We start from the raw sequence: 23,851 nt of genomic DNA, 5'->3' as shown, positions 1-23,851 counted from the left end.
ACCTCACCCCGGGGTGCCGTCCTCCTCGGCCAGCACCCGCTGGGCCGTCGCGAACGCCGAGTTCGCCGCCGGCACCCCGCAGTACACCGCCGTCTGGAGCAGCACCGCACCGATCTCGTCCGGCGTCAGCCCGTTGCGCCGGGCCGCCCGCACGTGCATGGCCAGCTCCTCGTAGTGGCCGTGCGCGACCAGCGCGGTCAGCGTGACCAGGCTGCGCTCGCGCCGGGACAGCGTCTCGTCGGTCCAGATCTCGCCCCACGCGTAGCGCGAGATGAAGTCCTGGAAACGGGCGGTGAACGGGGACTGGCGGGCCTGCGCCCGGTCCACGTGCGCGTCGCCCAGCACCTCGCGCCGTACCGCCATGCCCCGCCGGGCGTCGCCGCCCAGATGCGCCCGCAGGGCGGTCAGCACCGCCTCAGGACGCTCGGCCGGCGTCAGGTGCGAGGCGCCGGGGATCTCCGTGAGCGTCGCGCCCGGCACCGCGTCGGCGATCTCCCGCAGATGCGCGGGCGGTGTGGCCGGATCCTCGCGCCCGGCGATCAGCAGCGTCGGCGCGGTGATGTCGCCGAGCCGGTCCCGCAGGTCGAAGGCGGCCAGCGCGTCGCAGCAGGCGGCGTAGGCGCCGGGGTCGGCGTCCCGGTGGTCGCGGACCAGCCGCGGCACGGTGAACCCGGGGGTGAACCACCGGGCGTCCGCGCCGTCCGCCAGCCGCGCCAGCCCCTCCGCGCGTACCTGTGCGGCCCTCTCCTCCCACGGCTTCGCGCCGTTGAAGTGCGCCGACGAGCAGACGACCGCCAGCGACGACACCCGCTCCGGATGGTGCACGGCCAGGTGCAGGCCCACCGCCCCGCCCAGCGACACCCCGGCGTAGGCGAACCGCTCCACGCCGAGCGAGTCGGCGAGGGCCAGCACCAGCCCGGCGAGGTCACCGACGGTGGCGCCCGGTCCGATGAGGTCGGCCGCGGAACCGCCGTGCCCGGGCAGGTCCCAGCGGATCACCCGGTGCCCCGTGGACAGTTCGGGTGCCACCGCGTCCCACAGGGCGTACGAGGTGCCCAGCGAGGGCCCGAGCAGCAGCGGGGGTGCGGAGGCGGGGCCTTCGGCCAGGTGGTCGAGCATGGTCAACGTCGCTCCAGGGCACGGTCGGTCAGGGCTCCCGCGGAGCCGGTGTAGCGGACGGGGTCGGTGAGGGCGTCGAGGTCTAGACCGCGCAACTCCGGTACCTCGGCGAGCAGTTCACCCAGGGTCCGGTCCTCGGCGTACGTACGCGCCGCCAGTTCGGTGAGCAGCGCCCTGGCGCGGGACCGGCCGAGCACCGGCGTCAGTCCGGCGGCGAGCCGCTCGGACACGATCAGCCCGTGGGTGAGGCCGAGGTGCGCGCGCATCACGTCCGGCCGCACCCGCAGCCCCTCGGTCAGCTCGGCGGCGTCCCGGGCCGCGCCGCCGGCCAGCCGCAGCAGGTCGCGCAGCGGCTCCCACTCGGCGTGCCAGGCGCCCGCCGGACGCTCGTCCTCGGCGGTCAGCGAGCCGTACAGCACCGCCGCGAGCTGCGGCGCGCGCCGGGCCGCCGCCGCGATCAGCGTGGACCGTACGGGGTTGGCCTTGTGCGGCATCGCCGAGGAGCCGCCGCCCCCGCCCTCGGCGACCTCGCCGATCTCGGTGCGGGAGAGTGTCAGCACGTCGGCGGCGATCTTCCCGAGGGCCCCCGCGGTGAAGGTGAGGGCCCCGGCCAGGTCGGCGACCGGGGTCCGCAGCGTGTGCCACGGCAACAGAGGTGCCCGCAGGCCCAGTTCGCGGGCGTAGGCGGCAGGAAGTGCCATCGGGTCCGGTGCGCCGTAGGCCCCGAAGGCGGCCAGGGTGCCCGCCGCGCCGCCGAGCTGTGCGGGCAGGGTGTCGCGTACGGCGGCGACCCGGTCCCGGGCGTCCAGGACCAGCGCGCGCCATCCGGCCGCCTTCAGCCCGAAGGTCGTCGGTACGGCGTGCTGGGTGAGCGTCCGGCCCGGCATCGCCGTGTCCCGGTGCCCGGCGGCCAGCACGGCCAGCGCGCGTTCCGTACGCGTGAGGTCGGGGAGGAGCAGGTCCAGGGTGCGGGCGGCGACCAGCATCGTCGCCGTGTCCATGATGTCCTGGCTGGTCGCACCCCGGTGGACGTACGGCCCGTACTCCTCACCGACCGCCCCGATCAGGTCGGCCACCAGGGGGATGACCGGGTTTCCGCCGCTGCGGGCGCGTTCCGCCAGGGACCGCACGTCGAACCGGGCCGGATCACCGGCGGCCTCCGTCACCGCGGCCGCCGCCCCGGCGGGCGCCAGTCCCAGCGCGGCCTGGGCGCGGGTCAGGGCCGCCTCCGCGTCCAGCAGGGCCCGCAGGTAGGCGTGGTCGCCGGTCGCCGCCGCGGCCGGTGAGCCCGCCCGGCCGGGGGCGAGCAGGCTGGTGCCGGCGTCGCCGGGATCCGCGGGTGATGTCACTGGAACTCCAGGAAGACCGTCTCGCCCTCGCCCTGAAGGCGGATGTCGAAACGGTACGTCCCACGGCCCTCGTCCGCCGCGACCAGCGTGTCGCGGCGCTCCGCCGGCACCCGGGCCAGCAGCGGGTCGGCGGCGAGCAGCGCCTGGTCGTCCGGCAGGTAGATCCGGGTGTACAGGTGCACGAGGAGTCCGCGCGCGAAGACGCACACGCTGACGCAGGGCGCGCTCCGCCCGCGTGCCCCGGGCCGCAGTGTCCGCGCGTACCAGTGGCCGTTAGCGTCGGTCTGGATCCGGCCGAAGCCGGTGAACTCCACTCCGTTGCGGCCCAGGAAGCCGCCGGAGGCGGGGTCGCGCCGCATGGAGCCGTCGGCGGTCGGCGTCCTGCCCTCGGTGTCCGGACCCCACAGCTCCACGAGCGCGTCCGGCAGCGGGGCGCCCTCCCCGTCGTACACGTACCCGTGCACGGTGATCGTGTCCGGATGACCGGCCGGGGCGATGTCCTCGCCGCCGGGGAAGGGCAGCGCGTACCCGTAGAACGGGCCGACCGTGTGCGACGGAGTGGGCGGGACCCGCCCCGGCTCGCTGTTGTCGATCTTCGTCATGGGGGTCAGCGTCCTTCTTCGATCCAGGTGGCGTTCGGGCCGTCGAGCACGATGTCCCAGTGGTAGCCGAGCGAGAACTCGGGCACGGACAGGCCGTGGTCGTACGTCGCGATCAGCCGCTGCCGGGCGGCGTCGTCGGTCACGGACTGGAGGATCGGGTCGTACGGGAACAGCGGGTCGTTCGGGAAGTACATCTGTGTCACGAGCCGCTGGGTGAACGCCGACCCGAACACCGAGAAGTGGATGTGCGCCGGACGCCATGCGTTGACGTGGTTGCGCCACGGGTAGGGCCCGGGCTGCACGGTGGTGAAGCGGTAGTGGCCGTCGTCGTCGGAGAGGGTGCGGCCCACCCCGGTGAAGTTCGGGTCCAGCGGCGCGTCGTGCTGCTCGCGCTGGTGCGCGTACCGACCCGCCGAGTTGGCCTGCCAGATCTCCACGAGCTGGCCGCGCACGGGCCGGCCGTCGCGGTCGAGGAGCCGGCCCGAGACGGTGATGCGCTCGCCGACCGGCTCGCCGGTGTGCTGCCGGGTCAGGTCGTTGTCGATCCCGGTGAGGTCCCGCTCCCCGAAGGCCGGGGAGGACAGCTCCACCAGCTCCGGGTCCTGGCGGACGTCGATGGCGATCGGCGGCTGCTTCGGGTGGCGCAGCACCGAGGAGCGGTACGGGGCGTAGTCGCGGCGCGGGTGGTGCTCGACGGGCGCGCCGTCGGCGACCCGCTTCTCGTACGCGGCGTGCTCGGCCGCGATCTCCGCGTCGATGTCGTGCTGGGTGAGAGGCATGGGGATTCCCGTGGGTGACAGGGGGCTTGGCTAGCGGTCGAGGACGAGGGCCAGGCCCTGGCCGACACCGATGCAGAGGGTGGCGACGCCGGTGCCGCCGCCCTTGCGGGCCAGCTGGTGGGCGACGGTCCCGGCGAGGCGGGCACCGGAGGCGCCCAGCGGGTGGCCCAGCGCGATGGCTCCGCCCCGGGGGTTGAGGATCGCGGGGTCGAACTCCGGCCACTCGGCGACACAGCCGAGCACCTGGGCGGCGAAGGCCTCGTTGAGTTCGAGGACGTCCAGGTCGGCGAAGGTCCGCCCGGCCTTGGCCAGGGCACGGTGCACGGCTTCGACGGGGGCGAGACCGAAGTAGTGCGGGTCGGTGGCCGAGACGCCGGTGGCGGAGATCCGGGCGAGCGGTTCGCGTCCGGTGGCCTTCAGCCCCTCCGCGTCGGTGAGGAGCAGGGCTGCCGCGCCGTCGTTGAGCGGCGAGGCGTTGCCCGCGGTCACCGTGCCGTCGGTCTTCCGGAACGACGGCTTGAGCTTCGCCATCGCCTCCAGCGAGGCGGTCGGGCGTACGCACTCGTCGGCGGCGAAGTCCGCGGGGTCGCCCTTGCGCCGCTCCACCGGGACCGGCGCGAGTTCGGCGTCGAACAGGCCGTCCGCCTGGGCGCGGGCGGCCTTGTGGTGGGAGGCGAGCGCGTACTCGTCCTGCCGCTCGCGCGTGATCCCGTGCTTGTCGGCGATCAGCTCCGCCGACTCCCCGAGCGGGATCGTCCACTGCGGGTCCATCCTCGGGTTGACCATGCGCCAGCCCAGGGTGGTCGAGTACAGCTCGGTGTGCCCGGCGGGGAAGGGCCGGTCCGACTTGGGCAGGACGTACGGCGCCCGGGTCATCGACTCCACCCCGCCCGCGAGGGCGATCGACGCGTCGCCGACGGCGATGGCGCGCGCGGCCTGGACGACGGCTTCGAGCCCGGAGGCGCACAGCCGGTTCACGGTGACGCCGGGGACGGAGGTGGGCAGGCCGGCCAGGAGGGCGGCCATCCGCGCGACGTTGCGGTTCTCCTCGCCGGCGCCGTTGGCGTTGCCGAAGTAGACGTCCTCGACGCGGGACGGGTCCAGGGCCGGGGTGCGGGCGAGGAGTTCGCGGATCGCGTGCGCGGCCAGGTCGTCGGGGCGTACGCCCGCCAGGCCGCCGTTGTACTTGCCGAACGGGGTGCGGACCGCGTCGACGACGTAGACGTCCTTCACTTCGCCTCCTCCGCGATCCTCGGCCGCCCCGCGGTCTCCGGTTCCTCCGCGGTCTCCCGTGCCTCCACCGCCACGACGAGCGCGGCGTCGGTCCGGGCGGTGATCTCCTCGACGCTCACGCCCGGCGCGGTCTCGACCAGGACCAGGCCGTCGGCCGTGACGTCGAGGACGCCGAGGTCGGTGATGATCCGGTCCACGCACGCCTTCCCGGTGAGGGGCAGCGCGCACTCCTGGAGGATCTTGGGCGAGCCGTCCTTGGCGGTGTGGGTCATCACGACGATCACGGTGCGGGCCCCGTGGACCAGGTCCATCGCCCCGCCTATCCCGGTGATCATCTTGCCCGGGACGGCCCAGTTGGCCAGGTCCCCGCCCGCCGACACCTGCATGGCGCCCAGCACGGCGACGTCGATGTGCCCGCCCCGGATCATGCCGAAGGACAGCGCGGAGTCGAAGAAGGCGGCGCCCGGCAGCACCGTCACCGTCTCCTTGCCCGCGTTGATCAGATCGGGGTCCACCTCGGCCTCGGTCGGGTAGCGGCCGGTGCCGAGGATGCCGTTCTCCGACTCCAGGGTGACCTCGACGCCCTCGGGGAGGTGGTTGGGGATCAGCGTCGGCAGGCCGATGCCGAGGTTGACGTACTGGCCGTCCCTCAGCTCCCGCGCCGCCCGAGCGGCCATCTCCTCACGTGTCCAGGCCATCAGGAACTCACCGTCCGCCGCTCGATCTTCTTCTCCGCCGCCTGCTCCGCCGTCAGCGCCACCACGCGCTGCACGAAGATGCCGGGCAGATGCACTTCGTCCGGGTCGATCCCGCCGGGCTCCACCAGTTCCTCCACCTCGGCGATCGTCACCCGCCCGGCCATCGCGGCCAGCGGGTTGAAGTTCCGGGACGACTTGGCGAACACCAGGTTCCCGTGCCGGTCGCCCCTGGCCGCCCGCACCAGCGCGAAGTCGGTGCGGATGCCGCGCTCCAGCACGTACTCGGTCCCGTCGAACTCGCGGACCTCCTTGGGCGGGGAGGCCAGCGCGACCCCGCCGTCGCCGTCGTAGCGCCAGGGCAGACCGCCGTCGGCCACCTGGGTGCCCACGCCGGCCGGGGTGTAGAACGCGGGGATCCCGGCGCCGCCGGCCCGCAGCCGCTCGGCCAGCGTGCCCTGCGGGATCATCTCCACCTCCAGCTCCCCGCCGAGGTACTGGCGCGCGAACTCCTTGTTCGCGCCGATGTAGGACCCGGTCACGCGGGCGATCCGGCCGGCGGCCAGCAGCACGGCGAGACCGGACTCCATCGCCCCGCAGTTGTTGGAGACCACCGACAGGCCGTCGGTGCCGCGCTCGTACAGCGCCTGGATCAGTACGTTCGGCACACCGCTCAGCCCGAAACCGCCCACCGCGAGCGACGCGCCGTCGGGCACGTCGGCCACCGCCCCACCGGCCGTGGCCACCACCTTGTCCATCCGAGAAGCCCCATCTCTGACGCGAATTAATCAGGGCACTGAGTATTTCAGCGAGGTGCTCAACACGCTGCCATCGACCGGCCGAGGCGTCAAGGCCCGGAAAAGTGCCCGGTAGATCGCTTGGAGAGGTGTCCGTGGGTTCGCGGCAGGCCGGGGTATCGTCAGTGCACCTACGAAGTAACCACGGGAGAGCGCATGGCAGCGGTCGATCTGACCACCCATCCCGGACACCTGGCCCGGCGGCTCCAGCAGGCGCACTACCTGCTCTGGAACACGATGGTCTCCGAGGAGACCACCTCGCCGCAGTTCGCCGTCCTGAACGCCCTCGTCGCCGAGCCCGGCCTGGACCAGCGCACGGTGGGGGAGCGGGTGGGCCTGGACCGCTCCACCATCGCCGAGGTGATCAGCCGGCTGGGCCGCCGCGGGCTGCTCGACAAGGTCCGCGACCAGCAGGACGGCCGCCGCTTCCTGCTCCGGCTGACCGACGAGGGGCTGCGCGTCCACCGCAGGCTGAGCGTGCGGGTCGCCCGGATGAACCAGGTGTTCCTCGCCCCGCTCTCGCCCGACGAGCGGACCGCGTTCTTCGACCTGGTCCGCCGGGTCGCGGACGCCGCCGAGGGGCTGCGCAACCCGGAGTCGTCCGGGGTGCCGGGCTGACGCGGGGCCGACGGCTCAGGAGCCGCCCGCGAAGACCACCCACACCTGGCCCTCGGCGAAGTTCAGCGCGGCGCCGTCGCGGGTGGTGAACGTCGTGCCGTCGGCGGCCGTGCCGCGCGTCCAGGTGGCGTCGTACGTCCGGCCGTCGCGCAGCACCTCCGCGCGGCCCGAGCCCACCGACTCGACGTAGGGCGAGTTGCTGCCGCGGAAGTCGCGGAAGGCGGAATCGTGCACCGTCACGTGCTGCACCACGACCGTGGCCGGTGCCGGGGCCTCGCCGTCGGCCGCGCCGGCCGGTGAGCCGTCCAGGGAGACCAGCCACCGGTCCCGGCTCTCCGACCAGGTGAAGGTGAAGCTCGTCGCCGGGTAGCGCACGGTGCGGGAGGGCTCCGCCCGGCCGCCCCCGGGCGCCTTGCCGAAGGTGAACCCCGTGGTCAGGGCCCCGGAGCCCGCGGGCTCGGCCGGCAGCTCGCCGGGCCGCAGGTAGAGGTTGTGCGGGGCCTGCCGGTCGTCGTCGCGGACGTAGGCGCCCGGTGCGTCGCCCGGTGTGACGGCGCGCAGCGGAGCCCTCTCGATGAGCGGCAGCAGCTTGCTCTGGGCGCCGGAGAAGGCCAGCGTCGGCCGGTCGAACTGGCGCAGCAGCTCCAGGTCCGACTCCCGGGCGCTGCGCACCGGCCCGACCTCCTCGGGCAGCCGGGTCGCGTAGAGCGCCATCAGGCGGCTCAGTCCGCCCTCCACCGGCTCCGCGTAGACGACGTCCGCGGCGTCCAGGCCGGTCTGGGGCCGGGCCTCGGGCGCGTTGTCGACCTTCACGGCGAGCACCGGGCCGGTGGCGGGTGCCGAGGTGTGCGAACGCTCCGGCTCCGGCGCCCGTCCGTTGTCCTTGCCGCCCGACCCGGCCGTGCAGCCCGCGGACAGCGCGACGGCCGCCGTCACGGCCACGAGCGCGGCACCGCGTGCCCCGCGTGTGCTCCGCCCGCGCGTGCCCCGTTCACGCGGGCTCCGTCCGTGCGTCCCTCGTCGCATCCCGACCATCCGTCCGCCCATTCCGTGTCATTGATTGTGCGCCTCTTGCAGCATTTAGTGCCATACAGGACCGAATCCGACAGGGCACACGGAACGAGGCAGATAATCCGCTGTTCGGCCGAAACCGTGGCCGGTTCAGTGACGAGGGGCCCGGGTACCCGGCCGGAACGCAGAGGCGCGACGCGCACGGCCACGGAGGGAGCCCGGGCGATGAAGGCAGTGACATGGCAGGGCAAGCGGGACGTCCGGGTCGAGGAGGTGCCCGACCCGCGCATCGAGGAACCGACCGACGCGGTCATCCGCGTCACCTCGTCGGGGCTGTGCGGCTCCGACCTGCACCTCTACGAAGTACTCACGCCGTTCATGACCCCGGGCGACATCCTCGGCCACGAGCCGATGGGCGTCGTCGAGGAGGTCGGCCCCGAGGTGACCGGCCTGAAGCCGGGCGACCGGGTCGTGGTGCCGTTCCAGATCGCCTGCGGGCACTGCTACATGTGCGGCAGCGGCCTGCCGACCCAGTGCGAGACCACCCAGGTCACCGGCGAGGGCATGGGCGCCCCGCTCTTCGGCTACACCCGGCTGTACGGGGCGGTGCCCGGCGGCCAGGCCGAGTACCTGCGCGTACCGCAGGCCCAGTTCGGACCGATCAAGGTGCCCGAGGGCCCGGCCGACGACCGCTTCGTCTACCTCTCCGACGTGCTGCCCACCGCCTGGCAGGCGGTCGCCTACGCCGACATACCGAAGGGCGGCAGCATCGCCGTGCTCGGCCTCGGCCCGATCGGCGACATGGCCTGCCGGATCGCGCTCCTCAAGGGCGCCGGCCGGGTGTTCGGCGTGGACCTCGTGCCGGAGCGGCTGCGGCGCGCCCGCGAGCGGGGCGTGGAGACCTTCGACCTGCGGGCCTTCGACAACGAGAAGGAACTGGTCGCCGCCATGCAGGAGGAGACCGGCGGCCGCGGTCCCGACGCCGTGATCGACGCGGTCGGCACCGAGGCGCACGGCGGGACCGTGGCCAAGCTGGTCCAGCAGGCCGCCGCGGTGATGCCCCGGTTCATCGGCGGCCCGCTCGCGGAGCGGTTCAGCATCGACCGGCTCGCCGCCCTGTACACCGCGATCGACCTGGTACGCCGCGGCGGCACCATCTCGCTCTCCGGCGTGTACGGGGGCATGGCCGACCCGATGCCGCTGCTGACCATGTTCGACAAGCAGATCCAGCTGCGCATGGGACAGGCCAACGTCCGCCGCTGGAGCGACGAGATCCTGCCCCACCTGACCGACGAGGACCCGCTCGGCGTCGACGACTTCGCCACCCACCGGGTGCCGCTGGCGGACGCGCCGCACGCGTACGAGATGTTCCAGAAGAAGCAGGACGGCGCGGTCAAGGTGCTCATGAAGCCGTGAGCCCCGGTCGCCCGGGAGGAGCCCTCACGGTCCGCCGAGGATCTCCGCGAGGTCGTAGCGGACCGGCTCCTCCAGCTGGGCGTAGGTGCAGCTCTCCGGCGTCCGGTCCGGGCGCCAGCGGCGGAAGCGGGCCGTGTGCCGGAAGCGTGCCCCGTTCTCCATGTGGTCGTACGCGACCTCGACGACCCGCTCCGGCCTGAGCGGCACCCAGGACAGGTCCTTCTTGCCCGACCACCGGCTCGGTGCGCCCGGCAGCCGCGCCCCCTCGTGCGCCGACTCCTGAGCCCAGGCCGCCCACGGATGGCCCTGCGCGTCGTCCATGCGCAGCGGCTCCAGCTCCTCCACCAGCTCCGCCCGGCGCTTCATCGTGAAGGCCGCGCTCACCCCCACGTGCTGGAGGACGCCCCGGTCGTCGTAGAGCCCGAGCAGCAGCGAGCCGACCACGGGGCCGCTCTTGTGCAGGCGGTATCCGGCGACGACCACGTCCGCCGTCCGCTCGTGCTTGATCTTGTACATGGCCCGTTCGTCCTGCCGGTACCCCAGGTCGAGCGGCTTGGCGACCACGCCGTCGAGCCCCGCGCCCTCGTACCGCTCGAACCACTGCCGGGCCACCTCGATGTCGTCCGTCGCCGGCGCCACGTGCACGGGCGGCGTGACCCCCTCCAGCGCCCGCGTCAGCAGCGCCCGCCGGTCGGCCAGCCCCACGTCGAGCAGGGACTCGTCGTCCAGGGCCAGCAGGTCGAAGGCGATCAGCGAGGCCGGCGTCCGCTCGGCCAGCGTCCGCACCCGGGAGTCCGCCGGATGGATCCGCTCCGTCAGCGCGTCGAAGTCCAGATGCCCCTCCCGCGCGATCACGATCTCCCCGTCCATCACGCACCGCTGCGGCAACCGCTCCCGCACCGCGGCCACCAGCTCCGGAAAATACCTGGTCAACGGCTTGCCGGTACGGCTCCCCAGTTCCACCTCGTCCCCGTCGCGGAACACGATCGCCCGGAACCCGTCCCACTTGGCCTCGTAGTGCATCCCCGGCGGAATCCTCGCCACGGACTTGGCGAGCATCGGCTTCACGGGCGGCATGACGGGAAGGCGCATGGTCCGACTGTATGAGCGCGGTGTCGTCCCCGCCTGATGTGCGAAGCCAAGACCCTGCGCCTACCGTGGCTCGCATGGCGGAAGCGGTGGAACTGGAGGCGGGCGGCCGGACCGTGCGGCTGTCCAGCCCGGGGAAGGTGTTCTTCCCGGAGCGCGGCTACACCAAGCTCGACGTGGCCCGGTACTACCAGGCGGTGGCCCCCGGCATCCTGCGCGCCCTGCGCGACCGTCCCACCACTTTGCAGCGCTACCCGGACGGGGTCGGCGGCGAGTGGTTCTACCAGAAGCGCGCACCCAAGGGCATGCCCGACTGGATCCCCACCGCGCACATCACCTTCCCCAGCGGGCGCAGCGCCGACGAGATGTGTCCCACCGAGGAGGCGGCGGTCCTGTGGGCCGCCCAGTACGGCACCCTCACCTTCCACCCCTGGCCGGTGCGGCGCGCCGACGTCGACCACCCCGACGAACTGCGCATCGACCTCGACCCGCAGCCCGGCACCGACTACGACGACGCCGCCCGCGCCGCCCACGAACTGCGCGCCGTACTGGAGGAGTTCGGCGGACTGCGCGGCTGGCCCAAGACCTCGGGAGGGCGCGGCCTCCACGTCTTCGTGCCGATCGAGCCGAGCTGGACCTTCACCCAGGTGCGGCGCGCCGCGATCGCCGTCGGCCGCGAGATGGAGAGGCGGATGCCGGACCGGGTCACCATCAAGTGGTGGAAGGAGGAACGCGGCGAGCGCATCTTCATCGACTACAACCAGACCGCCCGGGACCGCACCATCGCCTCCGCCTACTCGGTGCGCCCCCGCCCGAACGCCCCGGTCTCCGCGCCGCTGACCTGGGACGAGGTGGGCGTCGCGCACCCGCAGGACTTCGACATCACGACCATGCCCGCGCGCTTCGCCGAACTCGGCGACGTGCACGCGGGCATGGACGACCATCGGTACTCCCTCGACGCCCTGCTGGAACTGGCGACGAAGGACGAGCACGACCACGGACTCGGCGACCTGCCGTACCCGCCCGAGTATCCGAAGATGCCGGGGGAGCCCAGCCGGGTGCAGCCGAGCCGGGCCAGGAAGCACGCTCCCGGCCCGGACGGGCCTACAGCTCCTTGACGCGGATGTCCCGGTACGAGATCACGTCCGAGGTGCTGTGCACCTGGAGTCCGATGTAGCCGGAGGCGAAGCGCCGCCCGTCCGTGCCCGGGTCGTCCGAGCGCGGCGGGGTGAAGACCTGGCCACCGGTGTTGTCGAACTCGTTGATCAGCACACCGTTGCGGAAGACCGAGTAGTGCTGGTCCTCCACCCGGATCTCGTAGTCGTTCCAGGTGCCCTTCTCCGTGACACCCGCGCCGGCCAGGCCGACCCGGTCGAAGCCGTACACGGAGCCGGACTTGTACATGTCGCCGGTCGGGCTGTCGAACGCCTGGATCTCGTGCCCGTACTTGATGGCGACCCACTCCGGACGCGACTCCTCCGGGTGGTCGTGCACCTGCGGGAAGCGCACGAAGACGCCGCCGTTGGTGTTGGCCGTACCCGGCGCGTCGTCGCGCCACTGGAGCTTCAGCGAGAAGTTCCCGTACTTGCGCTCCGGGAACCACAGCATCCCGAGGCCGTTCTTCGAGGTGCCGGACGTGATCGACCCGTCCGCGTTCAGCCCGAACGAACCGCCGCCGACCTGCTCCCACTTGGCGAAGGACGCCTGGGTGCCGTCGAGGATGGTGCGGTAGCCCTCCGTCTGGCCGGGCTTGCCGATCCCGGACTGGCGGGCGGCCTTGTTGATCGCCTTGACCTCCCGGCCGTCGACGACCCCCTCCTCCCGGAGGGTGTCCAGCACCTCACGCACGTGCTTGAGGAAGAGCTGCTGGGACGACCACTCCTTCTCGTCCTCGATCATCTCGTTGATCCGGCACCGGTTGTTGGTGACCCGGTTCGGCACACCGGTGTCCACCGTGCCGACGATCACCGTCTGGCGCTCGTCGAACTCCGGGCAGGGCGGCCCCGGAACCTGGCCCGCCACCACCGTGAAGCTCACGCTCACCGGCTCGGAGGTGTTGCCGGCCTTGTCGCTCGCGCGGTACGCCACGGTGTGCCGTCCGACGCGGTCGACGACCACGGGAGCGGAGTACGCCAGGTAGGGCCCGGCGTCCAGCGAGTACTCGACACCGGCGACGCCGGAGCCGCCCTCGTCCGTGGCGTTGACGGTCACCTTCGCGCTGCCGACGTACGCGCCGTCGGAGTTCTTGGTGCCGTCAACGGTCGCGCCGGTCACCGGCGGGGTGGTGTCCTGCGGGGGAGCGGCGACCACGGTGAAGGCGACGCTCTTCTCCGCGGCGACGTTGCCCGCCTTGTCGGTGGCCCGGTAGCGGACCGTGTGCTCGCCGACCTCGTGCACCATGACGGGCGCGGTGTACGCCTGCCAGGCGCCGTCGCCGACGGCGTACTCGATGGTGTTGACGCCGGAACCGGTGTCGGAGGCGGTGACGGTCACCGTCGCCATGTCGATGTAGGCGCCGTCGGGGTTCTTCTCACCGCTGACCGTCGCCGAGGTCTCCGGCGGCGTCGTGTCGTCGGTGTCGGGCGCGACCACCGTGAAGTCGACGCTCTTCTCGGCGGCCGCGTTGCCCGCCTTGTCGAACGCCCGGTAGCGCACCGTGTGGTCACCGACCTGATCGACCACGACCGGCGTGGTGTACGGCTGCCAGGCGCCGTCCGCGCCGATCGCGTACTCGACCCGGTCGACGCCCGAGCCGCCGGCCTCGTCGGTGGCGGCGACGGTCACGCTCGCCGAACCGACGTACTGCCCGTCGGCGTTCTGCGTGCCGCCGACCTCGGCCGAGGTCTCCGGCGCCGTGGTGTCCTCGCCGCCACCGCCCTCGGTCACGGTGAGCACGCCCGTCATCTGGCCGTGCCCGGGGATCGTGCAGTGGTACATGTACTTGCCCGGGGTCAGGGTGACCTCGGCGGTGTGCTTGCCGCCCTGGGCGTCGCCCGGGTTGGCGAGGATGTTCAGCTGGACGTCGCTGTTGTACTCCGGGTCGCTGGTCATGAACGTCAGCGTGTGCGGCATGCCGGTGGTGTTGCCGGTCGCCTCACTGTTCTCGAAGACGATCGTGGCCGGTCCGGCCACCGCCGTCTCCGGCGCGGACGTGTACTTGGTGATGTCGTCGCCGGCGGTCCAGGTCAGGACCTGGTCGGCCGCCTCGGCGCGCGGAGCCGGCGGCCCGTCCTGGGCGGACGCCGTCTGCAGTCCGAGCATCATCAGCAGCCCGGCCAGCAGCGCGGCCCACATTCTTCGTTGGCGTATCACTCGGTCCCCCTGGCCAGTTGTCCGGCGGCCGGCGTCGGGCCGCCGCCCTCGTAGGTGACCCGCCACAGCGCCGACTTGGCGTCGGAGGTGAAGAAGCCGCGGCCGTAGTCGAGGACGTACAGCGCGCCGTCCGGGCCGAACTTCCAGCCCATCAGGTTCTTGATGCCGTCGTTGCCGACCGGCACGATCTTCTTCAGGGACTCCGAGTGCACCGGCAGACCGCCGTCGCCCTGGGTCTTCGGGTCCATCAGCACCGCGTTGCGCGGCTGGTCGGAGTCGTAGAAGTCACCGACGAACCACTTGCCGTCCCAGTAGGCCGGCCACTTGGTGGTGCTGGTGCTGTCCGCGTCGTAGCGGTAGACCGGGCCGTTCATCGCGGCCTGGCCGCCGCCCTTGAGCCAGGGCAGCCGGTAGGTGGCCTCGTCCTGCTTGTACGACGGGATCCCGTTCTCGTCGCGCGGGAAGTCGGGGCCGCCGCCCTGCGGGGAGTACCAGATGTTGTTGCCGGTCACCGGCGGCAGGTTGACCAGGCCGTCGTTGTTCGGCGACTCGTTCTTCGGGGCGTCGCAGTCGTACCAGCCCAGCGGCTTCGACGGGTCCGGCAGGTTCCGGTCCCGGTACGGCTGCTTGTTGCCCATGCAGTACGGCCAGCCCCGGTTGCTCGCCTTGGTGATGGTGGCGAACGTGTCGTACTTGGCGGGGCCCCACGTCGTCGAGGGGGCGCCGGCGTCAGGGCCGACCCACCCGGCGTAGAGGGTGTCGGTGGCCTTGTCGACGGAGATGCGCGCCGGGTTGCGGACGCCCATCACGTAGATCTCGCCGCGCGTCTTGCCGCCGCCCTCGGTGGTCTCCTTGCCGGTGAAGAGGTTGCCCTCGGGGAGCGTGTAGGTCCCGTCCGGCTCCGGGTGGATGCGCAGGATCTTGCCGTTGAGGTTGTTGGTGTTGCCCGCGGTGCGGCGCGCGTCCGCGAAGGACACGCCCTTGAAGTTGGGCTGCGGGTTGTTGCCGGAGTAACCGTCGCTGAAACCACTGGAGTTGTTGTCACCGGTGGCGATGTACAGGTTCCCCTTGGAGTCCCAGGCCATCCCGCCGCCCGCGTGGCAGCAGCTGTGGATCTGCACCGGCCACTTCAGCAGCACCTTCTCGCTGCCCAGGTCCAGCTTGTTGGTCGCCTGGTCCAGGGTGAAGCGCGAGACGCGCCGCTCGGCCATGTGGGTGTCGCGGTTGATCTGCGAGTGCGGCGTGTAGTGCAGGTACACCCAGCCGTTCTCGGCGAAGGCGGGGTCCAGCTCGATGCCGAGCAGGCCCTCCTCGACCTTGACCAGCTCGTCGCCGCCGCCCTTGTTGCCGAAGACGGTCAGGGCCCCGGCGAGGGTGACCTTCTTGGTCTTCGGGTCGTAGACGTGGATCTCGCCCTTGCCCTTGCCGATGTCGGGGTTGTTCCAGTCGGTGATCACCGGCTGGGAGGAGTCGGCGCCGCCGCGGCCGATGTAGAACACCCGCCCGTCGGGCGCGGTGACCAGGCCGTGCGGTTCGCCGATCTGGTCGTTCTGGCCCGCCTGGTTGGGCTGGGTCAGCCGCTCGGCCTTGTAGTTGCCGGTGATGGTGGCCTTGCAGTCGGCCTGCGACAGCCGCGACGTCCACAGCAGGGCACCGCGCAGGTGCGTGCGGAACTCCGTCTCGTCGTACGACGACTCGGTGCCGCCCATGCCGGTGTAGAAGGACCGGCCGCCGTCGTAGTCGCGGCACCAGCTGACCGGGTGGTCCCAGCCGTTGGCGCTCTCCCCGGGCGCGTACGTCGACTCGCGCACCCGGGCGACGGTGTGCACATCACCGGACGGGTTCTTCTGCCAGTTGAGCCACTCGTCGGGCCGCTTCCACTCCGCCGGCAGGTCCTTGGTGGCCGGATGACGCCGGTCGCCGACCTCGACGGTGGCCCGCTGGACCTTGGTGGGGCTGGAGGCGGCCGGGCGGGCGCCGACCAGACCGGTGAACCAGTCCGAGTACGGCTCCGCGCGGGCCGCGTCGTGGACGCCGACGAACCCGCCGCCGGCCTCCATGTACGCCTCCAGGCCCGCCTCCTGCGCCGGATCGAGGACGTCGCCGCCCCCGGTCAGGAACACGATCGCGTTGAAGCGGCCCAGCCTCTTCTCGTTGGTGAAGACCGAGGCGTTGTCCGTGGCCTCGACCGTGAAGCGCTCGTTCGCCGGGCCGGACTGCCCGATCCGCTCGATGGCCGCGATCCCCGCGTTCACGACCGGCGACTCCTCGCCGGACGCGGCGGAACCGTAGAACACCAGCACACGCACGTTGGAGCCGCCCGGGGGCGACTTGATCGACATCGTTGTCAGGGACGGGTCCGGCGCCGGACGCGCGCTGGCCGTCGGGCCAGCCAGCAGTCCCGCGGCGACGAAGCCGGCGGTGGCGAACGCCGCCCATCCTCTTCTTCTCGCGCTCAACCCTCTCAAGGGCATGGGCACCTCCTCGGTCACGGCAGCAGCGCCAAGGAAGCTAGACCTCTTTGCGTGGTTCGCCAATAGGTATGACCGGGATCCAACGAACTTTGTCCTGAGTGTGGATAAACGCGGCGCCAACCGGTACGGTCCCACAGGCTCATCACAGCCAATCAGAAATACGGCTCCGCAAATTCCGTATCAGCGTGGGGAGTTCGGCATGGACAGGCGAGGCTTCAACCGACGGGTACTGCTGGGCGGCGCGGCCGTCGCGACATCGTTGTCCATCGCTCCGGAGACCGCGGGCGCCGTCGATGAGGCCAAGGCAGTCTCCGCGAAGACGGCGCCGGCCGGGGGCGCGGTGAGACACATCAAGATGTACGCCGAGAAGCTGCCGGACGGTCAGATGGGCTACGGCTTCGAGAAGGGCAAGGCGTCCGTCCCCGGACCGCTGATCGAGCTGAACGAGGGCGACACGCTGCACATCGAGTTCACCAACACCATGGACGTGCGGGCCAGTCTGCACGTGCACGGCCTGGACTACGAGATCTCCAGCGACGGCACCGCGATGAACAAGAGCGACGTCGAGCCCGGCGGCACCCGCACCTACACCTGGCGCACCCACAAGCCGGGCCGCCGCGCGGACGGCACCTGGCGCTCGGGCAGCGCCGGCTACTGGCACTACCACGACCACGTGGTCGGCACCGAGCACGGCACCGGCGGCATCCGCAACGGCCTCTACGGGCCGGTGATCGTGCGCCGCAAGGGCGACGTGCTGCCGGACGCCACGCACACCATCGTCTTCAACGACATGCTCATCAACAACCAGAAGCCCCACACCGGTCCCAACTTCGAGGCCACCGTGGGCGATCGCGTCGAGATCGTCATGATCACGCACGGCGAGTACTACCACACCTTCCACATGCACGGTCACCGCTGGGCCGACAACCGCACCGGCATGCTCACCGGCCCCGAGGACCCCACCCAGGTCATCGACAACAAGATCACCGGCCCGGCGGACTCCTTCGGCTTCCAGATCATCGCGGGGGAGGGGGTGGGCGCCGGCGCGTGGATGTACCACTGCCACGTGCAGAGCCACTCCGACATGGGGATGGTGGGGCTGTTCCTGGTGAAGAAGACCGACGGCACCATCCCGGGGTACGACCCCCACGAGCACGCCCACGGGGGCGGCGAGCAGACCGCGAAGGCGCCCGAGCAGACCGCGCAGGCGCCCGAGCACCACCACTGAGGGCGGCCCCGAGCGCCCTCTTCCCGTCCGGTGGCTGCGGCTATCCTGAGCCGCAGCCGCCGACGAGGAGCCCCCAAGTGAGCGAGACAGTGCCCCGCCCCACGCTGGAGGCCGTGGCCGAGCGGGCCGGGGTCTCGCGGGCCACCGTGTCCCGCGTGGTCAACGGGGCGCACGGGGTGCGCGACGCGCTGGCCGAACGGGTCCGGCGCGCGGTGGAGGAACTCGGGTATGTGCCCAACCAGGCCGCCCGCAGCCTGGTGACCCGACGGCACGACGCCGTCGCAGTCGTCGCCGCCGAGCCGGAGACCCGGGTCTTCGCCGACCCCTACTTCGCCCAGCAGTTGCGCGGCATCAGCAAGGAACTGACGGCCCACGACAACCAGTTGGTGCTGCTGCTCATCGAGGGCCGCGAGGACCACGCCCGCGTCGGCCGCTACCTGGCCGGCGGCCATGTCGACGGCGCGCTCGTCTTCTCGCTGCACCTCCACGACCCGCTGCCCGGCCTCGTACGCGGGGCCGGGGTGCCGACGGTGTTCGGCGGGCGCCCCGACTGGGAGGACGACGGGGACGACGTGGTGTACGTCGACAGCGACAACCGCGGCGGTGCCCGCGCGGCCGTCCGCCACCTGGCCGCCCTCGGCCGCACCCGGATCGCGCACATCACCGGCCCGCTCGACCAGACCTCCGCCGCCGACCGGCTGGCCGGCTTCCGCGACGTCCGGGCCGGCGCCGACCCGGGGCTGGTCGCGCTCGGCGACTTCACCCCGGGCGGCGGCGAACGGGCGATGCGGGAGCTGCTCGACCGCTGCCCGGACCTTGACGCCGTGTTCGCGGCCAACGACCTCACCGCCGCCGGTGCCCTGCGGGTGCTGCGCGAGCGCGGACGGCGGGTGCCGGACGACGTGGCGGTGGTGGGCTTCGACGACATGCTGCCCGTCGCCGAACAGACCGACCCGCCCCTGACCACCGTCCGCCAGGACATCGAGGAGATGGGCCGCCTGATGGCCCGTCTCCTCCTGCGCGGCCCGGACCCCCGCACGGCCGCCGACGGCCCGGATGCCGCCGACCCGGAGCCCGGCACGGCCGGCGTCATCCTGCCGACCACACTGGTCCACCGCGCCAGCGCCTGACCACGCGAACCCGGCGCCCGCTCCGCCTCCGGCGCCCACTTCGGGACTCGGCGTCGCCCGCGCCTGATGGCCGTCTCCCCTGCGCGGGCCCGGCCCCCGACACGGCTGCCGGGGCCGGGATGCTGACCTCGCCGAGCCCGGCACGTCCGGCGTCGTCCGGCCGACCGCGCCGGCGACGTCGTCCATGTGGCGCGGGCGCTCGGGGGCGTTCGCGGGCGTTCGCGGGCGTTCGCGGGCCTGAGCACGCGGAACCGGCGCCCGCCTTGCGCCGGCGCCCTCGTCCGCACGGGACCCCGTGGCGTCCCTACGCCTGCCGCGGGAGCGGCCTGAGGATCGCGAAGCGGGCTCCGGACGGGTCGGCGATCCGGGCGACGCGGCCGACGTCCTCGATGTCCGTCGCGGCCATCGGCACCGTGCCGCCCAGTTCCCGGGCCCGGGCGACCGCGGCGTCCGTGTCGTCCACCGCGAAGTACGGCAGCCAGCCGGCCTCCGTGGGCTCCGGGTCGTCGGCGAGCGGGACGACACCGCCGAACATGGCGTCCTCGCCCTCCCCGCCCGGGTTGACCGAGGTGTAGGAGCCACCCGGGAAGGACACCGCCGAGGTCTCCAGCCCCAGGACGCTCCGGTAGTACGCGGCGGCGGCCGCGACGTCCGCCGTGTGCAGCTCGACCCAGCACAGCGCGCCGCTCTCGCCGACCACGCCCAGACCCGGGAGCCGCGCCGGCTGCCAGAGGCCGAACGGCAGCCCGGCCCGGTCGGCGAGGATCGCCATCGTGCCCTTGTCCATCACCTCCATCGGTTGCCCGAGGACACCCCCGCGGGCCTGCTCGGAGGCCTTGGCGGTGGCCCCGGCGTCCGGGGTCTGGAAGTACACCGTCCAGGACGGCGGGCCCTGCTCGGAGGAGGTCTCCATGCCGCCGGCCGCGATCCGGCCGTCCAGTTCGAAGAAGCCGTAGCCGCCGGCCTCCGCCGACCGGAACCGCCAGCCGAAGAGGCCGCCGTAGAAGGCGGCGGAGGCGTCGAAGTCGGTCGTGCCGACGTCGACCCAGTTCGGGGCGCCGGTGACGAAACGGGTGGTGAGCATGATCGCCCTCCTCGGAAGGGGCCCGTTGCCTGTACTGCCGAGTCTTCCACCGACCACCGGCCCCCGCTTCCGCGCGCCGCCGTGCGCCACCGCACCCGGCGGAGGACCATCGGAGCGGGCGCGGTCCCGCCGACGTCGTTGATCCGGCGTTGATGAAATGTTTTTCGCCTCCCGGCACGCTCCTTTCCATGCACATCGAGACGATCGCCACGCCGGACCTCGACTGGCAGGAGGAGGCGTTGTGCGCACAGACCGGCGCCGAGTTCTTCTTCCCCGAGCCCGGCAGTTCCGTGCGGGACGCCAAGCGGATCTGCGCCCTCTGCCCGATCCGCTCGGCCTGCCTGGACTTCGCGCTGAGCAATGACGAGCGCTTCGGCGTCTGGGGCGGGCTGTCGGAGAAGGAACGCCTGGAACTGCGCCGCGCCACCCACTGAGCGCGGCCCCGGGTCCGGCCGCCCGCACCGGTAATTCGCTGTGCCGCGCCCGCCCCGGCAGGCAGAATCCCGGCATGGCACGAACCGCGGTCCAGCACGAGGCCGACAGTCTGCTGCACGCCCTCGACCCGCTCGCCCACCCGGCCCGCATGCGCGAACTCGTCGTGCGCGCGGGCGATTCGGACGACCCGCGGTCCCTGCTCGCCGAGCTGGAGACGCGCGGCGCCCACGGACGCCGGCTCGCCGTCGTCGCCGCCTCCGCCGCGGGCGACACCGGGTGGATCGCGGACCGGATCGCCGACCCCGACCCCTACGTGCGCGGTCACGCCCTGCGCGTCGCCGGCAGTCTGGGCGTGCCGGACACCGCGTTCGAGACGGCCCTCGCCGACGCCCCCGAGGCGACCCGCCGCGCCCTGCTGCGCGCCGTCGTGGCCGGCGGGCGCACCGCCCTCGCCGACCGGCTGGTCGACGGGGTGCGCCGCGACCGGGGCGACACCGAGGCCACCCGCCTGCTGCCGGGCTGCACCGCGCCGACGGTCGCCCGGCTGCTGCCCGGCCTGCTCTACGCGGTGCGCGCCTGGTCGCCGCTGGCCAAGCGGCACCGAGCGGCCCTCTTCGAGGCCCTGGAGCGGGAGCTGACCGCGCTGCCCGAGGCCCTGCGCGACACCTGGTGGCGCCGGTACGCGCACCCGGTGGCTCTCCTCGCGCCCACCGAACCCGCGCGCGTGCTGCGACTGCTGGAGGAGTACGGCCCGAGCCGGCTGCCGCACGAACTGCTCGGCGCGCTTCCCGCGTTCGCCGCGGCGGACCCCCGGCGGACGCTGCGCCTGCTCCCCACGCCCGCCTGGACCGCCGTCACCGGCGTGCACCGGCTGGGACGCACGGTCCTGTACCGGCTGACCCGGCACGACTCGCCCGAACTCGTCGCCTACGCCCGGATCCTGCTGCCCTACGGCCACCTGCCGCGGCTGCTCAAGGCGCTCCCGCCCGCCCGGCGCCCCGCCCTGTGCGAGGCCGTCCGCGAGGGGCGGGGAGCCGGCGGCGCCGTCCTCGTCGACGAGTCGCTCCTGGAGGTGCTGCCGCGCCCGCACGCCGCCCGGGAGGCCCGGGAGGCCGCCGCACGCGCGCGTGCCGACGGCGCCGGCGCGTACACGATCCTGGTCGCCGAGTCCTTCCTCCCGGTGGCCGAGGTGCACGACCGGCTGCTGGCGGCCACCGGGCACCCCGACGCCGACGACCGCGCACGCGCCTGGCGCCTGCTGGTCCGCAACGCCGCCCGCTCCGGCGATCCGGCCGCCGTCACCGCCGTGCTCCGGGACATGGCCCGGCTGGCCAACGAACAGGACCCCGTACGGTCCGCCGCGCTGGGGGCGGCGGGCGCCGTCCCGGCCGCCCTGTTCACCGAGGAGGCCGCCGACCTCCTGGACCGCGTCGCCACCGACGCCGTCGCGGCCCGCGACTCCTCGCCCGAGACCCGCCGCCTGCTCAGCACCCTCGCCCTCGGCATCCTGCGCGAGCACGCCGCGGGCGGCACGCGCGCGCTGGTGAACTGGGCGCTGCGCACCCTCGTCCGGATATCCGGCACCACCGGCGGCGCCGATCTCGGCCGCCTCGACCGCACGCTGCGGCGCGGCCAGGAACACCGGGTGTACGAGGCGCTGCGCCCGTGGATCGAGGCCGGGGCCGAGAAGTCCGACTACGGCCTCGTCTTCGCGCTCGCCCGCGCGGTGGGCCCCCGCGCCGCCGGGATGCCGGAACTCCAGGACCTGCTCTGGCAGGCCGTGCGGTACGGCAACGACACGACCGCGCGCACCGCGGTCGGCCTGTGGCTCGAACCACTAGCCACCCGCGACGACCGCGCGGCCCGCGTCCTCGCCCACGAACCGTCGGCGGCCGTGCTCCCGCCGGTGCGCGACGTGCTCGTGCGGCGCCGCACCGACCTGCTCGACCCGCTGCTCGCCGAGACGCCGCCGTACGGCCGGTTCCTGACCAAGGGCACCCGCTGGTCGCTCCCGGTGGGCGCGCACGAGGTGAGCCGGTGGGTGCCGCGCCAGCAGCTCGCCCTGCTGCGCCGGTGCGCCGCGCGGGCGGCGGACACCGGCCTGCCGCTGCACGCGCGGGCGAGGGCCCTGACCCGGGCCGCCGCCGTGCCCGACGGGGGAGCCGGCCTCCTGCGCCGCTGGACCGGATCGGCGGAGGTCGTCCTCGCGGAGGCCGCGCTCGCCGCCCTGGCGGGCACCGACCGGGCCGCCGAGTCACTGCCCGAGCTGCTGGCCCACGCGGGCGGCGACCGGGCCCGCGTCGCCGTGTACGCGGTCACCCGGGCGTCCCGGCAGGTGCGGCCGTCGGTCCTCGCCGGCCACCTGCGGGACGTGCTGCGGGCGCCGGACACCAAGGTCACCGGCCGCAAGGAGGCCGTCCGCCTCGCCGCGGTCCGGCTCCCCGTGCCGGACGCGGCGGCCCTCGTCACCGAGGTGTACGCCCGCCCGGGCACCCACCGGGACGTCCGCGCCGCCTGCGTCGCCTTCACCGGCGGGCTGCTGGGACACGAGGAGGTCTGGGAGCTGCTGCACGACGCGGCGGCCGGTGCGCCGGTCCTGCGGGCCGCACTGCTGCGGGCCCTGCCGATGAACCTGCCCGGCGCCCACCGCGCCCGCTACGCGGCCCTGATACGTGACGTGGCGGCCGATTCCGCCGCCGACTCCGCCGGTGACTCGGCCACCGCGATCCTCGCCTTCCAGGCGCTGGCCCGCTGGGCCCCCTGGTCGCCCGAGGCGCCCGGCGTGCTGGCCGCGGCCGTCACGGACCTCGCCAACCGCGGGACCTGGGCCGTTGCCGCCAACGCCCTGATCGGCGCGGCGTCGAGCGCCCCGCACGGCCTGACCGGACTGCTGGACGCCCTGACCACGCTGGCCGGGACGGAGGACGGCGACCGCAGTGACGCGGGGGAGACCCGGGACCGGCCGTCCCACCGCCGGATCGAGGCCCTCGTCGCCGGGCTCGAAACGGACGGCCGGTGCCCCGAGACGGTCCGCCCGGCCGCCCTGGCCGCCGCCGAGCTGCTGTCCGCGTACGACGCCCACGTGGCCCGGGCCGCCGTGCTCGCCGCGCACCACGTGGACCTGAGCGCCGTACCGCCGCGCCTGGACCGGGTGGCCGACCTGGCGGGACCCGACCGCCCGGCGCTCGCGGCGCGGGTCGCGGGCGCCGTGCGCGAGCGACTGGAGACCCGGGCTCAGCCCGGCGACTGTGCGGTGCTGCTCGCCGAGGCCCGGACGCTGGCCGAGCACGGCGGTCACGCCCGCGGGCTGATGGCCGTGGCCGTCACCGGCGCCCTCGGCGGCCGCGAGGACTGGCCCGCCCCCTGGCGCACCACGCTGCGCGCCCTGCGCCGCCACCCCGTGCCCGACGTGCGCGACGCGGCGCTGGAGGAGACCACGGCCTACGAGTGACGGACCCGGCCGCGGCCGGCTGTCGCCAC

19 protein-coding genes are annotated in these 23,851 nt (G+C 73.4%); 7 read left to right on the top strand and 12 right to left on the bottom strand.

Annotated features, from left to right (window positions below; genetic code table 11):
* Positions 1-3: 3 nt before the first annotated feature.
* Genes pcaDC through ACZ67M_RS06900 form a run of 7 tightly spaced genes read right to left on the bottom strand, consistent with a single transcriptional unit; the run spans position 4 to position 6,535 of the window.
* Positions 4-1,119, bottom strand: coding sequence for a bifunctional 3-oxoadipate enol-lactonase/4-carboxymuconolactone decarboxylase PcaDC (pcaDC, locus tag ACZ67M_RS06930; protein ID WP_392017926.1), 1,116 nt, complete (start codon positions 1,117-1,119; stop codon positions 4-6).
* Between the two features lie 2 nt (positions 1,120-1,121).
* Positions 1,122-2,468 carry a 3-carboxy-cis,cis-muconate cycloisomerase gene (pcaB, locus tag ACZ67M_RS06925; RefSeq protein WP_469849865.1) on the bottom strand — a complete coding sequence of 449 codons (1,347 nt, stop codon included), beginning with the start codon at positions 2,466-2,468 and terminating at the stop codon, positions 1,122-1,124.
* On the bottom strand, positions 2,465-3,070 hold the full coding sequence (gene pcaG / locus ACZ67M_RS06920; RefSeq protein ID WP_392017668.1) for a protocatechuate 3,4-dioxygenase subunit alpha: 606 nt from the start codon (positions 3,068-3,070) through the stop codon (positions 2,465-2,467). The genes pcaB and pcaG overlap by 4 nt, the downstream gene beginning before the upstream one ends.
* 5 nt (positions 3,071-3,075) lie before the next feature.
* Entirely contained in the window at positions 3,076-3,849 is a 774-nt protein-coding gene (pcaH, locus tag ACZ67M_RS06915) for a protocatechuate 3,4-dioxygenase subunit beta (RefSeq protein WP_361365025.1), read from the bottom strand.
* Between the two features lie 30 nt (positions 3,850-3,879).
* Positions 3,880-5,082, bottom strand: a complete 1,203-nt coding sequence (locus tag ACZ67M_RS06910; RefSeq protein ID WP_392239878.1) for a thiolase family protein — start codon at positions 5,080-5,082, stop codon at positions 3,880-3,882.
* Positions 5,079-5,780, bottom strand: coding sequence for a CoA transferase subunit B (locus ACZ67M_RS06905; RefSeq protein ID WP_392017675.1), 702 nt, complete (start codon positions 5,778-5,780; stop codon positions 5,079-5,081). The genes ACZ67M_RS06910 and ACZ67M_RS06905 overlap by 4 nt, the downstream gene beginning before the upstream one ends.
* Complete coding sequence (locus ACZ67M_RS06900; protein ID WP_234956913.1) at positions 5,780-6,535, bottom strand: CoA transferase subunit A; 756 nt, start codon at positions 6,533-6,535, stop codon at positions 5,780-5,782. The genes ACZ67M_RS06905 and ACZ67M_RS06900 overlap by 1 nt, the downstream gene beginning before the upstream one ends.
* 195 nt (positions 6,536-6,730) lie before the next feature.
* Between ACZ67M_RS06900 and ACZ67M_RS06895 the strand changes: the two genes are divergently transcribed.
* Positions 6,731-7,192 carry a MarR family winged helix-turn-helix transcriptional regulator gene (locus ACZ67M_RS06895; RefSeq protein ID WP_125489850.1) on the top strand — a complete coding sequence of 154 codons (462 nt, stop codon included), beginning with the start codon at positions 6,731-6,733 and terminating at the stop codon, positions 7,190-7,192.
* Positions 7,193-7,207: 15 nt separating this feature from the next.
* Here ACZ67M_RS06895 and ACZ67M_RS06890 read toward each other — a convergent pair whose 3' ends face one another.
* The gene (locus tag ACZ67M_RS06890) at positions 7,208-8,227 is read right to left on the bottom strand and encodes a DUF3048 domain-containing protein (RefSeq protein WP_469850684.1); all 1,020 of its coding nucleotides are present in this window, start codon (positions 8,225-8,227) and stop codon (positions 7,208-7,210) included.
* Positions 8,228-8,428: 201 nt separating this feature from the next.
* Between ACZ67M_RS06890 and ACZ67M_RS06885 the strand changes: the two genes are divergently transcribed.
* Positions 8,429-9,619, top strand: a complete 1,191-nt coding sequence (locus ACZ67M_RS06885; RefSeq protein WP_469849862.1) for a zinc-dependent alcohol dehydrogenase — start codon at positions 8,429-8,431, stop codon at positions 9,617-9,619.
* A 24-nt stretch (positions 9,620-9,643) separates the two neighbouring features.
* On the opposite strand, the gene ACZ67M_RS06880 is transcribed toward ACZ67M_RS06885, so the two are convergent.
* On the bottom strand, positions 9,644-10,711 hold the full coding sequence (locus ACZ67M_RS06880; protein ID WP_392017679.1) for an ATP-dependent DNA ligase: 1,068 nt from the start codon (positions 10,709-10,711) through the stop codon (positions 9,644-9,646).
* A gap of 74 nt (positions 10,712-10,785) precedes the next feature.
* On the opposite strand from ACZ67M_RS06880, the gene ligD reads away from it, so the two are divergent.
* On the top strand, positions 10,786-11,826 hold the full coding sequence (gene ligD / locus ACZ67M_RS06875) for a non-homologous end-joining DNA ligase (protein ID WP_469849860.1): 1,041 nt from the start codon (positions 10,786-10,788) through the stop codon (positions 11,824-11,826).
* Here ligD and ACZ67M_RS06870 read toward each other — a convergent pair.
* Positions 11,813-14,002 (bottom strand): OmpL47-type beta-barrel domain-containing protein, encoded by a 2,190-nt coding sequence (locus tag ACZ67M_RS06870; protein WP_392239882.1) that lies wholly within the window; start codon positions 14,000-14,002, stop codon positions 11,813-11,815. The genes ligD and ACZ67M_RS06870 overlap by 14 nt on opposite strands.
* Positions 14,003-14,016: 14 nt before the next feature.
* Positions 14,017-16,494, bottom strand: coding sequence for a ThuA domain-containing protein (locus tag ACZ67M_RS06865; RefSeq protein WP_469849858.1), 2,478 nt, complete (start codon positions 16,492-16,494; stop codon positions 14,017-14,019).
* Between the two features lie 199 nt (positions 16,495-16,693).
* Between ACZ67M_RS06865 and ACZ67M_RS06860 the strand changes: the two genes are divergently transcribed.
* The gene (locus ACZ67M_RS06860) at positions 16,694-17,722 is read left to right on the top strand and encodes a multicopper oxidase domain-containing protein (protein WP_392239884.1); all 1,029 of its coding nucleotides are present in this window, start codon (positions 16,694-16,696) and stop codon (positions 17,720-17,722) included.
* A 77-nt stretch (positions 17,723-17,799) separates the two neighbouring features.
* Complete coding sequence (locus tag ACZ67M_RS06855) at positions 17,800-18,852, top strand: LacI family DNA-binding transcriptional regulator (protein WP_469849856.1); 1,053 nt, start codon at positions 17,800-17,802, stop codon at positions 18,850-18,852.
* Between the two features lie 304 nt (positions 18,853-19,156).
* Here the strand turns inward: ACZ67M_RS06855 and ACZ67M_RS06850 are convergent, their stop codons facing one another.
* A complete protein-coding gene (locus ACZ67M_RS06850) occupies positions 19,157-19,936 on the bottom strand; it encodes a VOC family protein (RefSeq protein ID WP_453441769.1) in 780 nt (259 codons plus the stop codon).
* A 188-nt stretch (positions 19,937-20,124) separates the two neighbouring features.
* Here ACZ67M_RS06850 and ACZ67M_RS06845 point away from each other — a divergent pair, with 188 nt between their 5' ends.
* Positions 20,125-20,370 (top strand): WhiB family transcriptional regulator, encoded by a 246-nt coding sequence (locus ACZ67M_RS06845; RefSeq protein ID WP_122620628.1) that lies wholly within the window; start codon positions 20,125-20,127, stop codon positions 20,368-20,370.
* Between the two features lie 74 nt (positions 20,371-20,444).
* Entirely contained in the window at positions 20,445-23,822 is a 3,378-nt protein-coding gene (locus tag ACZ67M_RS06840) for a hypothetical protein (RefSeq protein WP_469849854.1), read from the top strand.
* Positions 23,823-23,851 lie beyond the last annotated feature (29 nt).

Source organism: Streptomyces sp. NPDC107500, from assembly GCF_055582785.1.
The sequence above is the reverse complement of the archived record's forward strand: the minus strand, read 5'-3'. Positions and strand labels throughout refer to the sequence as shown.

Bases quoted from the DNA above. Each gene is read 5' to 3' on its own strand.
- ACZ67M_RS06900 (WP_234956913.1), bottom strand. From the start codon at position 6,535: ATGGACAAGGTGGTGGCCACGGCCGGTGGGGCGGTGGCCGACGTGCCC.
- ACZ67M_RS06850 (WP_453441769.1), bottom strand. From the start codon at position 19,936: ATGCTCACCACCCGTTTCGTCACCGGCGCCCCGAACTGGGTCGACGTC.
- ACZ67M_RS06895 (WP_125489850.1), top strand. From the start codon at position 6,731: ATGGCAGCGGTCGATCTGACCACCCATCCCGGACACCTGGCCCGGCGG.
- ACZ67M_RS06905 (WP_392017675.1), bottom strand. From the start codon at position 5,780: ATGGCCTGGACACGTGAGGAGATGGCCGCTCGGGCGGCGCGGGAGCTG.
- ligD (WP_469849860.1), top strand. From the start codon at position 10,786: ATGGCGGAAGCGGTGGAACTGGAGGCGGGCGGCCGGACCGTGCGGCTG.
- ACZ67M_RS06860 (WP_392239884.1), top strand. From the start codon at position 16,694: ATGGACAGGCGAGGCTTCAACCGACGGGTACTGCTGGGCGGCGCGGCC.
- ACZ67M_RS06890 (WP_469850684.1), bottom strand. From the start codon at position 8,227: ATGGTCGGGATGCGACGAGGGACGCACGGACGGAGCCCGCGTGAACGG.
- ACZ67M_RS06885 (WP_469849862.1), top strand. From the start codon at position 8,429: ATGAAGGCAGTGACATGGCAGGGCAAGCGGGACGTCCGGGTCGAGGAG.
- ACZ67M_RS06865 (WP_469849858.1), bottom strand. From the start codon at position 16,494: ATGCCCTTGAGAGGGTTGAGCGCGAGAAGAAGAGGATGGGCGGCGTTC.
- ACZ67M_RS06840 (WP_469849854.1), top strand. From the start codon at position 20,445: ATGGCACGAACCGCGGTCCAGCACGAGGCCGACAGTCTGCTGCACGCC.
- ACZ67M_RS06845 (WP_122620628.1), top strand. From the start codon at position 20,125: ATGCACATCGAGACGATCGCCACGCCGGACCTCGACTGGCAGGAGGAG.
- pcaH (WP_361365025.1), bottom strand. From the start codon at position 3,849: ATGCCTCTCACCCAGCACGACATCGACGCGGAGATCGCGGCCGAGCAC.
- ACZ67M_RS06870 (WP_392239882.1), bottom strand. From the start codon at position 14,002: ATGTGGGCCGCGCTGCTGGCCGGGCTGCTGATGATGCTCGGACTGCAG.
- pcaDC (WP_392017926.1), bottom strand. From the start codon at position 1,119: ATGCTCGACCACCTGGCCGAAGGCCCCGCCTCCGCACCCCCGCTGCTG.
- pcaG (WP_392017668.1), bottom strand. From the start codon at position 3,070: ATGACGAAGATCGACAACAGCGAGCCGGGGCGGGTCCCGCCCACTCCG.
- ACZ67M_RS06880 (WP_392017679.1), bottom strand. From the start codon at position 10,711: ATGCGCCTTCCCGTCATGCCGCCCGTGAAGCCGATGCTCGCCAAGTCC.